Genomic DNA, 12,843 nt, shown 5'->3' with positions numbered 1-12,843 from the left:
AATCATAATATTTTAGGGGGATTAATGATGACTTTCGATACACGACTAGACGCATTACGTCAACAAAAGGATCGTACAAGTTTTAGCTTTAAGTTTGCAGAGCTCTTTTCAGCAGAAGAATGGATTGACTTAGACTTAAATCATCGTAAATACCTTGAACGAGAATTTCGTCGCTACATTAATAACCATGATCATTTACGTATCCCATATGTTAGCGAAGACAACATACGTATGCGCATGTACAATTTAGAGTATGACTATAACGAGGTTAAAACCAATTTCAAAGCATATATTTAGCAATATAAAAAGCCAAGCTATCCTTTTCACTTATGAGGATACTTGGCTTTTCATTTAATTATGAAGCTGACAATAGTACTTTGCCATAGTTATACAACTTTTCAGCGTCCACATAGCAAATATAATCAATGCTCCGATAACCGTCTTTCAAATCACTTATCATGCCTTGGTTAACACCGGTATGTTTATATATGTCATAGCTACTTTCATTTGAAAAGATTACACTTTCAATAACTGCTCTCATAATTTATCACTCCAACTTATAATTTACTTTTTGAGTTTGTCTTTACACTTTTTATCTTACACAGTTCTGTATTAAATTAAAAGAATTTGTGATTAACTTCACAAAATAGTCATTTTTATTATTCCTAATGGACAATTTTTATATAGTAAAAATGACGCAGTATGAACCATCTAAAAAGTTTTCACACTACGTCATCTTTATTTTGTTACTTATACAACAACTCTATTTTATGACTATCATTACACGCGGAAAGTATTAATTTTTATAACCAAAATCTGGAATATTTTCCCAACGTTTTTTGAAATAATATGCTACCGATTTCGGACGACGTTCACGAGTGAAGATACCTTTCTTATTACCTTGTACACGGATTAAGCCAGCACTAGTTTCAAAATCAGCAAAATTCCATGTTTGCTCACCAATAAAGTTTGGATATTGGTCCACTACTTCGTGATTAGCTTCATAATAACGGACTTGATACTCTTCAGTAAACAACTCATCTGTAACAGTATGCAGTCCCGCTAAAGTATCTGCACCATATTCTGTGAACATAATAGGCTTATTAGGTTGAGCTTCTCCCCATGCGTCCAGTTCTTGTTGTAAAGCTATTTTGGCAGCTTCAAGGTCACCTGTTTGTGTGTACCAACCATAATATCTATTGAGACATAAGACATCTACTAAATCTTGAACTTGGCAGACGTCTGGTTGTGATGTCAGTATTGTAACTATAGTTACAGGACGATTTTGCGGATCTTGTTCACGTGCCAAGTTAATAAGTGGTTCGAAATATTCTTTTGCACCTTTTTCATTTGATGCTGGTTCGTTAGCAATTGACCACATTACAACACAAGCATGGTTTTTATCACGTGCAATTAATTCCTCAATCACCGCTTCATGGGCTTCTTTAGTAGCTATTTCTTTAAATGTATCTCTATTCGTGCCACCATTTAATACCATATCAAAGTTCAGATGAACACCTACTGCTGTTGTCTCATCAATAACAACAATGCCTTGTTCATCAGCTAAACGCATCATTTCTTCAGAATATGGATAATGCGAAGTACGGAATGAATTACCACCAATCCATTTAATCAAATTAAAATCTAACACATTCGCTGGTTCATTTAACCCACGTCCACTATAATATGTGTCTTCATGTTTACCAAAGCCTTTAAAATAAAAGGGTTTGTCATTAATTAAAAATTGGCCATTAGCAACTTTAACTGAACGAATTCCAAAAGGTTCTCTATAAGTATCTACGACTGTTCCATTATTAATAATTGAAACATCGAGCTGGTACAAGTATGCATTTAATGGTTGCCATAATGTAGGATTATCAATGTTAATTGTTCCTTTAGCATCAGTACTTTCACCTACAACCTGCTGTTGTTCGTCTAATACTTGCACATGCACCTCTGCTTGTTTATTTACCGACACATCATAATTGACTTTTGCGTGTGTTTCTAATACTTCAGGCACAATTGCAATGTCTTGAATATAAGTTTGAGGTGTTGTATAAATTTTTACAGGTCTATGTAAACCTGCATAGTTAAAGAAATCAAAGTTAGGATCATTCTTTTTAATGGTCGTATTATTTGGACCTTCTTGCTCATAATACTTGCCTACTGGTAATGTAGTTTCGTCTAATATATTATTTACGCATACAGTTAATCGATGTTCACCAATAGCATCTTGTGTATCTAGTTCCACTTCGAATGGTAAAAATCCTCCAGTATGTGTAGTAACTATGTTGCCATCAATATACACTGTTGCTTTATGTGTTGCCGAGCCAAAACGTAAGACACAACGTTGACCTTCTAAAACTTTAGGAATAGTAAATTGACGTTCATACCACACATTTCCTACGTGATTACGTATTTCCGTTGTTACACCTTGATCATTGTATGAACCGGGTACAGCCATTACTTTATCTGTATTTAATGGTTGAGAGACATCAATATTGTCATGATCATGTTCTAGTTTAAAACTCCAAACACCATTTAAATCTAACGTCGTTCTTGTTTCATTTGTAATTGGATATAGCATAATAATATGCCCCTTTCGATTGATTATAGTTCTTCACGTAATGCTAATTCTTTTACAATTTGATTATGTCGCTTATCTGTTAATGGATAGAAAATTAAAAATATGAATAATCCTAGAATCGTTATGATTAAAGGAAAACCGAAGAAAACAAATTTCATGCCAACTATTGTACTTGCTGTTTGTTCCACATTTGATTTAAAACCTACCATAGCAAGTGCTAAACCAGGTAAGAAACCAGCTAAAGCTTGAGATAACTTTCTAGTAAAGCTATAACTAGAATAAATAATACCTTCAGAACGCAATCCATTTTGCCATTGTCCGTATTCCACAACATCTGCAATAAATGCCCATGATACAGTTGTTGGAATAACTAAAAACATGGAACCTAATGTATTTACAATTAAAAATGGAATTACTTCTCCACCGAATAATGTAAAATTCAATAACTCACAAATTGAAAAACCAGCCGTTCCTATTATAGCTGTCATTTTTTTACCGACACGCTTACTTATATACGTTGTGAGAATTACAGCCGGTATAACGACAATTACATTTAATGTACTTACAACGCCCACTAATCCTTCTTGACCCAGTACATAGTCAAAATAGAATAATTGAACATTTAGTTTTAAAAATTGAGCAGTTATTGTCAATAACGTATAAATTACTAAAACAATAAATGGTACATTTTTAAATAATGATAAAAAAGCTTTTTTACCTAAACCTTTAACATCAGGTCGTTCTACAACATGTCGCTCTTTTACTCCTTTATAACAAATCACATGGAATACCATTCCAAATATTGCTAACACTGCGACTGCAATAGGATAACCCACCGCTTCATTCGGGAATAAACTAACTATTGGTATAACTGACACACCTGCTAAAAACAAAGCACCTTGAGAGCCCATATTTCTAAAAACTGAGAGTTGCGTTCGATCATCGGCATTTAAAGTCATTGATGCTGATAATGAACCATATGGAATATTAACTACTGAATAAGCAGCATTAAATGCCATATAAGCTGCAAATGCCCAAATGATTTTTCCTGTTTCACTAAAATTAGGTGTTAAAAAAGTGACAACAGTCATTATTGCTAACGGCAGTGAGCCATATATAATAAATGGTCTGAATTTCCCCTTTTTACTATAATTTTTTTGATTATCTATATAACTTCCTACACCAACGTCTACAAATGCATCAAAGATTTTTGATACTAAGAAGACTAAACCAGCGTAGACACTTGAAATTCCTAAGACATCAGTTAAAAATTTTAGTAAGTAAATCTGCCCCATATCAAACATCATGCCGTTACCTAAATCACCAAAACCGTATGATATTTTTTCTTTCATCTTCAGTTTAGGTTCTTGAATGGCTTTAAATGTTTTTAATTTCTTATTTGCCGGCTTTAATTTCGTTACAACCATAATTTCACCCCTTTGTAAAAACACGCATAATAGCTACCACCCTGAATGTAAGCGTTTTCTTATTTAGTTAAATTTTTTTCCTCCTTTGCATATATTCATTGCTTCTTTTATTCGCTTACTAATGCTTATTATATTTTTATATAGAAAACAGTCAACAATATATAACAACGTTGTTATATATTACTGAACTCTTAATTTTGTGTTTTAAATAGAGTGAAAGTTGTAATTTCGGGCTTTCTCTGACATTGGATACTTGTATTATTATACTTAGCAATAACATGTGTGACGTAGCTTTTTTAATAGTTAAGTTAGAGCTAAACTTCTTATATTTGCATGTAAAAATTATTATATTTACATTTTCATTATAAATTTTACATAAGTAGTTACTCTTATTTTAAACATTCATAAAAACATAGGTTTCATGCAAATTTTAGATTACTGATTACGATATTTTAAAGGAGTAACTTTGTAATATTCTTTAAATTTTTGAGTGAAATAACTCGTCTGTTGATAACCAACAGCTTGTGCGATTTGTGTTACAGTCATATCTGTCCTATTAAGTAACGATTTAGCTTTTTTTAATCGTAATTCCGTTATAAATTGAGCTAACGAGCAACCCATTTCTTTATTAAAAATTCGAGATAAATATGCTGGAGCTAAGTCAACGTATGAGGCAAGCTGCTTCAAAGTTAACTGCCGTGATAAGTTTATTTCAATATATTGTATAACTTTGTTAATTTTAGGACTGTAAGTCGTAGCTTTTACTTTAATGGCACTTTCTGTATACTCTATTACCATACGTCGGATTACTTCATATAGTAGTTCACCATCTTCCGTTTGATCAATAAGTTTCGCATATTTCGTAGATATGTAATCTATAGTTAATAAATTAACACCTGCTTTTTCAACAGCTTTACGACAAAGTACATTAACAATAAATGCCTTATATTGTGCATTTTTTATATTATCTCTCACACGTTTTAAACCGGCGACACTCATATTCATCTTTTCTAAAATTAGCATTGCCTCTTTCATATTGCCGTTTTCCACTGCTATCAACAATGTATTTTCCAGATTATATCGTGCTTCCAAATTTTGAGTGATATATTGTGTTTGTACTTCATAAGTCGCTTGTTTATTAATATTTAAATGAAAATTAAAATTGATATCTTCAATTTCATACACATATTGTCTTTCTTTAATAAAACGGACGACTAGCCGACACATTTTTTGCGCTTTAATGTGATTACATACTGGAATTTGTAGCAAATATTCTTTTAATACATTTAATTTTGTAACCTTTACATTTAACTCTTCTAACATAGCTTTACATTTTTGTTCGTTTGGACGCTGCTCTAAATAAGGTCCGACCAAATATATTGTATTTTTCTTATCATACTTAAAAAGTAATACGCTGACCCCAAAATAATTACGATAATGATAAATTTTATTACTTTTCATGCGTTGAATAAAATAACGGAATTTTTCTGTAAATTGTTTGCGTTGCGTATTGGTAAAAGGCGTTTTAATGTTATTAATTAAGCCTGTTATGTCATCAATCGTATAAGATTGTACTTCAATACCCAATAATTCAATCGCATGTGCTTTCAACATAGTTAAAGTGTCATAACTCATAATATCCCCACCCCTACTTATCCATTATATACAACCACATAGTAAGATTGTTAGAGAAAACATGTAAAGGAATTTAATAATTTTGGAAATTATAGCTAATTGGATAGAGTGAGCTCACTCACGAAAAATATAACTTAATAGGGTAATAACATAGTAAAGATTAAAAAATAAACGTTAATTTCTATCTGAAAAGATAGAGAATTTAACGTTTGCTTTATTTTTATGAAATTTTGTGAATTCAATACCATTGAGACTAAACCAACTTCTTGTTTAACTTTTTGGTTGTTTTCAATGGACCTTATTTTTGAATAACAAAATATAAATTGTACCAATTTTGAAATGTGTTGACGCCCGAGGGGAATAGTATGCGTGAGAGACTACAGGCTCGAACCATACCCCAGGCAAGCATGCACAGTCAAAATCGAATGTTTTAAATGTAAAGAGGGCGAATCCATATTAAGGATTCGTCCTCTTATTTTGACAATCGGATCTATGTCCAAGTCTCACTTATTTTAAGTTTACGTTTGCTTTTTACCAAATTTCAATTTAAATGGAGCATAAATTAATACAAAAATTAAAATCAAACCTAAATAACCAATTAATGGATAGAAAATTGCTACTAAATCTGTAAAACCAACAAAGCTTAACAATAATCCTATAATTACAGATACCGTATAAAATACTTTAAATCGCTTCGTATTCACTACGGTAAAACGTGTCGCAAAAGCATAGAACATACCAAGCCCCGTATTAAAGATCATCGCAAAAATTACAATTGCCATGATGAAACCTAAAATAGGTGAAATATTATTAACTATACCTAACATCGGCATATCCATTTGTCCTACATGATTAATTTGCATAAATATAGCCAAATGACTCAACACTATCATAATACCTAGTGCAATACCCCCAACTAAACCGCCAATCGCCGCAACCTTCGGATTTTTTTCTGATCCTCCCATTACAATTGCCATGGAGGCACCGACAGCTGTATTAAATGAAGCATAATTGATGCCTGCTACTAGCCAATGCGGCAACGATGAAGGAATTGCGTCTGATACCTTATGTAACTCTGCAAATGGTGTATCTGTAGTTATAAAACTGTATATAGAAATAATCACAATAAAAATAATCAAAAATGGTGTGATATTACCTATAACTCTCACAACTCCATCCACACGAAGCATGCCAGCTAAAATGATCAATACTGTCATTAATAATGTGCCTACAATTGATGGTACATTAAATTGCTGATTTAAATTGGATCCAGCCCCTGCTATCATTACCACGCCTACACCAAATAAAGTAAATATGATGACAACATCAATGGCCCATCCTAGCAATTTTCCAATAATTGAATTTCCAGTAATATTATGAATAACTTGTTTATGAGAGTCTGTTTGCGACTTACTACCTAACCATACTAACATCATCCCAATATAAGCAAAGAGAGCTGTTGTGATAATCGCACCGAACGTTCCCATAATCCCAAAACTCGTAAAATATTGTAGTACTTCTTGTCCTGAAGCAAATCCTGCTCCAACAATAACACCCATAAAAGCACTCGCAATTAAGATAATTCTTTTCATATGTATAAACCTCCCCTTATAACTTACTATAACGTAGTTGTTAAATTTATCAATTATTCCTATACAAATAAATCCATCATTTAAATAAATAAAAAACGCTAACAGTTAAATTGTTAGCGTTGTGTGTGTCTAATTCATTGAATAAACACACTATAAATTAGACTAATAGATACATACCATACGTAATATATGGTATGTATCTATTTTACTATTATATTATTTGCTACCGCAATATAAAAGATAAAAGCTATTTATAAATAAGAATATTATTAAACAAATAAGATATTTATACAAATAAACTTAAGAATAAGATAAAGATAATACCTGAAACCGAAATAATCGTTTCTAATAATGACCATGTTAAAAACGTTTCTTTTACTGTTAAGCCGAAGTATTCTTTAAACATCCAAAATCCTGCATCATTGACATGGGATAAAATTACACTACCTGCACCGATAGCTAATACTACAAGTGCTACATTGACGTCAGAATGTTGTAATAACGGTAAAACTATACCTGTAGTTGAAATAGCAGCAACAGTTGCTGAACCTAAAGCAATTCTTAAAACTGATGCAACAATCCACGCTAATAGTATCGGAGACATTTCAGTACCTTCAAATAACGTAGCAATTGTATCACCGACTCCTCCGTCAATGAGTACCTGTTTGAATGTACCGCCACCACCAATAATTAAAATCATCATACCGATGGGATAGATTGCATTCGACACAGAATCCATGATTTCTGAATTTTTTCGCCCTTGTTTAACGCCCATAGAAAAGATTGCAAAGACCACTGAAATTAGCATTGCTGTTCCTGCTGTTCCTATAAAGTAAACAACAGATTCAAAACCGTTTGTTGCTTTTTCATTACCTGTAATCAATTGTACAATTGTAGATATTAACATCAAAATTACTGGTAAAATAGCTGTAATTAAACTTACACCAAAACTTGGCATTTCATCATCTGTAAAATCTTTTTGTGCCCCTAAAGCTGAGATATCTCCTTCTCTTGTGTAAGCTCTAGGTGTGATTTTTTGAGCGATTTTATTAAAAAATGGGCCAGCAATTAATGTCACTGGTATCGCAATAATAATTCCGTAAAGTAATACATGTCCCAAATTTGCACCTAATTCTTTAGCAATAACTACCGGTCCTGGATGAGGCGGTAAAAAACCATGTGTTACTGATAAAGCAGTAACCATTGGTAAACCAAGTTTTAATTGTGAAACTTGCGCACGTTTGGCAATTGTAAATACCAATGGAATTAACAAGACAAGTCCTACTTCGAAAAATAGTGCAATGCCGACAATAAATGCTGCAATGATCATAGCCCATTGTACATGCTTTTGACCAAATTTATTAATTAATGTGTCAGCAATACGCGTTGCACCGCCACCATCAGCAAGTAGCTTACCTAATATCGCACCTAAACCAAAGATAAGTGCAATATGGCCTAATGTACTTCCCATACCATTTTCTATTGTTTCGATTATTTTATCTAATGGCATACCTAACAATATTGCTGTAATAATTGATGTAATGATTAATGCAATAAAAGTATTTAATTTTAACAAGATTATAAGTGCTAACAGGATAGCGATTCCGATTACCACTGTAGCCAAAGGCCAAATTGTTTCAAACATTTTTATTTCCCCTTTCAAGGATAGATTTAACTGCCTTATGATAACGCTTACTTAAACTCCCAAACAAACTCTATTAAAAGTGTTTACGCACCTCTTTGTGTTTACATAGCAAAGAGCATCGTGCGTAAACAATATTATTTATTCCGCATGTTCCATATATTTGCGTTGGAAGTTAGCAATTTCTTCATAATGCGGTGCTAATGAACGACTTAAATTGATAAAGATAGAAACTAGCTGTTGGTAGACTTCAACCTGTTCTGGTTCTGGTAAATGTTCATTTGTTGTGCCTACCATTGTTTCAATAATTGAAAAATCTTCAATTTCTCCTAATGCTTTCATACCTAACACACATGCACCTAAGCACGAGCTTTCATAACTTTCAGGAACACTGAGTTTAGTATCAAAGATGTCCGCCATCATTTGGCGCCAAACACTACTTTTAGCAAAACCACCCGTAGCTTTTATCGTATTTGGTGTTTCATTCATAACTTCAATTAATGCAAGATATACAGTGTATAAATTATAAAGTACACCTTCTAATGCAGCGCGAATCATATGTTCCTTTTGATGTGACAAAGTTAAACCAAAGAATGAACCTCGTGCATCTGCATTCCACAATGGCGCACGTTCACCAGCTAAATAAGGATGGAAAATTAACCCCTCTGATCCTGGTTTCACTCTACTAGCGATACGTGTAAGTACGTCGTATGGGTCAACTCCTAAACGTTTAGCAGTTTCAACTTCACTAGCCAGTAGCTCATCACGTAACCATCGCAATACTACACCGCCATTATTTACAGGACCACCTATCACATAATGGTCTTCAGTTAAGACGTAACAAAATATTCTACCTTTATAATCTGTTCTAGGTTTATCAATAACAGTACGAATAGCACCTGATGTACCTATAGTTACGGCAACTTCACCTTTTTTATATGCATTGACACCTAAGTTAGATAATACTCCGTCGCTAGCACCTACGATTACTGGCGTATCCGGGTTAATGCCCATTAACGTCGCATATCTATGCTTCATTCCTCTCATAATATGCGTTGTAGGAACGACCTCAGGTAATTGTGTTGTTGTAATGCCTAATAAAGCTAATACATCTTCATCCCATTGTAAGGAGTCTAAATTCAACATCCCAGTAGCTGACGCCATAGATTGGTCAATGACGTATTGTTCATATAATTGGTAAAAAATATACGTTTTAATATCTACAAACTTCGCTGTTTGTTTAAATGTATTTTGTTGCTCATGTTGCATCCAAAATATTTTTGATAAAGGGGACATAGGATGAATCGGTGTACCTGTACGTTGATAAATATCGAAACCATTGTGTTCCCGGTTGATAAGATCCGCATACTTACTCGCTCTATTATCTGCCCATGTTAAATTTTCAGTAAGTCGTTTATGTTGTGCATCCATAGCAATCAAGCTATGCATTTGGGCACTAAAAGAGATTAATTTGATATCATCTTTTGCTATTCCTGATTCTCTAACAATGTATTTAACAGTCATTAACACTGCATCAAATAGTTCATCAGGATTTTCTTCTGAAACATCGACATTAGGTGTATGCAACTGATAACCAATATTGTGTTTCATAATAAATTGACCATGTTCGTCATATAATACTGATTTGGTACTTGTTGTTCCAACATCGACACCTATCATATATTTCATTTCGTTCATCTCCTAAGCAATTCTGGTAATTCATTAACGTAACCAAAAACTTTCTATATTTTCACCGACGTCATCAAAATTTAAATGAAATGCATGACGTAATTTATTAGTATCTTTATGCTCTACAGCTTCGATAAATACTTCATGATTATGGTGAATACGTTCAAAATCTTTAATGTTTTCGTTCATTCTTTCTCGCATGGATAATAATATGAGAGATTCCATAACTGGCCTCAAATGATTCCAATATGTTTTTAAGTATTGGTGTTTTGACGCTAAAATTGTCACTTCATGAAATTTAATATCATGTTCTGTAAAAGATTCCGCATCTTCAAACTTTACCGCTACTTTCATCATTTCAAGTTGTTTTTTTAACTCTTTTACTACTTGACTATGTTCTTGGTCTTTTATGCGTGAAAAAGCAAAAGATTCTAACATAATTCGAAAATCATATAGCTCTTTTTTTTCTTTTTCTCCAAACGGTAAAACCTCTGCTCCCATACGTTCTAAATGTATCAGCTGGTCTTGGTTTAACAACTTAAAAGCATCTCTAACAGGTGATCGGCTCACATTATATGCTTTAGCTATTTGATTTTCCGTTAATAGTGTATCCGGACTAATCGACCCTTTAACAATACCTAATCTAAGTTCAGCAGCAATCATTTCACCTTTAGATAGACCTTCTAACCATTGTTCAGGATATTCAAATTCCATTTTATAGCACCTCCGCTTCACACCGATATACTTGTATACAAGTATATTAGTATATTTTTTACTAAATTGCAAACGCTTCCAGCAATTTTCATTTTATAGACTAGTATTAAAAGTGGATTCAACTGCGTGATAACACTACTTTAGGGAGGTATTAAATTTTTACAACTTGAAAGATTTTACAATTAAAAAAAGAGCTTGGAACGAAATTAATGTTCCAAGCTCTTTTTAGGTTAAGCTATTATTTATTATTAAATACTTCAGAATGGATATCTTGCATCTTGTGCTCTACTGATGTGATATCTGTGGCGCATTGACGTAAAATACTACGGTAATGTTCAGTGTTTTCTTCATTTTTATAACGTATTTTATGTTCTAAACTTGCCCACATGTCCATTCCAATAGAACGAATTTGAATTTCAACGGCTACATATTGAACTTCTTCGGTAAGGTAGACCGGTATAGATACTACAATGTGTAAACTACGATACCCATTACTTTTAGGATATTCAATATAATCTTTTCGCTTTAATAATTCTATGTCAGGTTGCTTTAATAGTAATTTTTCAATAGCATAAATATCTTCAATATAGTTACAGATAACACGGACACCAGCGATATCTTGTAAGTGCTCGTTAGCAGACTCTACAGAAATTGGTAAACCTTTCCGTTGTAATTTTGAGATAATACTTCCCAGTTCTTTAACACGCTTTTCTAAATGATGTATTGGATTATGTTTATGCATTTGCTGAAAATTATCATCGAGTATATCTAACTTTGTACTTATTTTTTTGACAGCAGCGCTATATATATTTTCAATATTCATGAACTCAATTAAGACCGAAAATGCTTCATCAGAATTTTCAAATGTACTAAAACTATCTTTAAATTCATTTCTCAAATCTTCTAAATAATTGGAAGGCTTACGTTCTACATACATCTTTAGATCCTCCAGTTAATTTCTTCTTGAATTTTATTATAACGAATTTTATTGCAATACAGAAATATATCGAACTTATATTATTGGAAATTTAAAGTTACTTGAACTTTTTATAAGGGAGTCGATGTAAATTTTATACTGTGCGTTGGCATTATGAAAGCGTTCGAAAGTTTACTATCCTTTCAGAACGCTGAGGTTAATTAGTTGTTTTTGTATGTTCAATAACTTCAGTATTACGATTAGCAGCTATATTTCGTGCACGCTTTAATGCATCTTCTTTTTTAGCAAAACTATTTGATGCTTTTGTGGCACAATCCGTTTTAATTTTCCAGCTTTGATCTTCGTAATATACGTGGACATCGCGCTTATTTAAATCTGGATTTGCTGATTCATCTTGTTGATGAATAGTAATATTGTGATGTTTTAACTTTTCTAAGTCTTGTTGCGTTGCATTGTCATACCATTGTTCAGCTTGTTTAGTGGCTATGGGGATAGCCTTTTCTTCATCAAAACCATTCTTTAACATTGCATTACCAATATCAATCGCTTTTTGTCGTTTCAATGTCTCAAAATTTTTCCAACTTTGTGGATAATCATTCACCGTCCATGGCATTGAATCT

11 protein-coding genes are annotated in these 12,843 nt (G+C 32.7%); 1 reads left to right on the top strand and 10 read right to left on the bottom strand.

The features are described 5' to 3' along the window. Positions 1 to 27: 27 nt before the first annotated feature. On the top strand, positions 28 to 297 hold the full coding sequence (locus MUA37_RS02390) for a DUF1413 domain-containing protein (RefSeq protein WP_002510003.1): 270 nt from the start codon (positions 28 to 30) through the stop codon (positions 295 to 297). A gap of 58 nt (positions 298 to 355) precedes the next feature. On the opposite strand, the gene MUA37_RS02385 is transcribed toward MUA37_RS02390, so the two are convergent. The 10 genes from MUA37_RS02385 to MUA37_RS02340 all read right to left on the bottom strand — a co-directional run bounded on the left by MUA37_RS02385 (position 356) and on the right by MUA37_RS02340 (position 12,836). Continuing rightward, positions 356 to 541, bottom strand: coding sequence for a hypothetical protein (locus MUA37_RS02385; RefSeq protein ID WP_002510002.1), 186 nt, complete (start codon positions 539 to 541; stop codon positions 356 to 358). 255 nt (positions 542 to 796) lie between these two features. Beyond that, positions 797 to 2,587, bottom strand: coding sequence for a beta-glucuronidase (uidA, locus tag MUA37_RS02380; RefSeq protein WP_142019396.1), 1,791 nt, complete (start codon positions 2,585 to 2,587; stop codon positions 797 to 799). A gap of 23 nt (positions 2,588 to 2,610) precedes the next feature. Next, positions 2,611 to 4,014 carry an MFS transporter gene (locus MUA37_RS02375; protein WP_103388734.1) on the bottom strand — a complete coding sequence of 468 codons (1,404 nt, stop codon included), beginning with the start codon at positions 4,012 to 4,014 and terminating at the stop codon, positions 2,611 to 2,613. A gap of 435 nt (positions 4,015 to 4,449) precedes the next feature. Continuing rightward, positions 4,450 to 5,649, bottom strand: a complete 1,200-nt coding sequence (locus MUA37_RS02370) for an AraC family transcriptional regulator (protein WP_262624797.1) — start codon at positions 5,647 to 5,649, stop codon at positions 4,450 to 4,452. A gap of 518 nt (positions 5,650 to 6,167) precedes the next feature. Next, complete coding sequence (locus MUA37_RS02365) at positions 6,168 to 7,241, bottom strand: YkvI family membrane protein (RefSeq protein WP_232191053.1); 1,074 nt, start codon at positions 7,239 to 7,241, stop codon at positions 6,168 to 6,170. 286 nt (positions 7,242 to 7,527) lie between these two features. Continuing rightward, the gene (locus MUA37_RS02360; RefSeq protein WP_222985238.1) at positions 7,528 to 8,886 is read right to left on the bottom strand and encodes a gluconate:H+ symporter; all 1,359 of its coding nucleotides are present in this window, start codon (positions 8,884 to 8,886) and stop codon (positions 7,528 to 7,530) included. 138 nt (positions 8,887 to 9,024) lie between these two features. Continuing rightward, positions 9,025 to 10,572 carry a gluconokinase gene (gene gntK / locus MUA37_RS02355; protein ID WP_142019391.1) on the bottom strand — a complete coding sequence of 516 codons (1,548 nt, stop codon included), beginning with the start codon at positions 10,570 to 10,572 and terminating at the stop codon, positions 9,025 to 9,027. Between the two features lie 33 nt (positions 10,573 to 10,605). Further along, complete coding sequence (locus tag MUA37_RS02350) at positions 10,606 to 11,286, bottom strand: GntR family transcriptional regulator (protein ID WP_002509995.1); 681 nt, start codon at positions 11,284 to 11,286, stop codon at positions 10,606 to 10,608. Between the two features lie 238 nt (positions 11,287 to 11,524). After that, positions 11,525 to 12,223 carry a GTP pyrophosphokinase gene (locus MUA37_RS02345; protein WP_002510559.1) on the bottom strand — a complete coding sequence of 233 codons (699 nt, stop codon included), beginning with the start codon at positions 12,221 to 12,223 and terminating at the stop codon, positions 11,525 to 11,527. A gap of 196 nt (positions 12,224 to 12,419) precedes the next feature. Next, positions 12,420 to 12,836, bottom strand: coding sequence for a DUF2188 domain-containing protein (locus MUA37_RS02340; protein WP_002510558.1), 417 nt, complete (start codon positions 12,834 to 12,836; stop codon positions 12,420 to 12,422). Positions 12,837 to 12,843 lie beyond the last annotated feature (7 nt).

The organism is Staphylococcus arlettae (assembly GCF_025560845.1).
Lineage (GTDB): Bacteria > Bacillota > Bacilli > Staphylococcales > Staphylococcaceae > Staphylococcus > Staphylococcus arlettae.
This window is presented reverse-complemented; position numbering and strand designations above follow the sequence as displayed.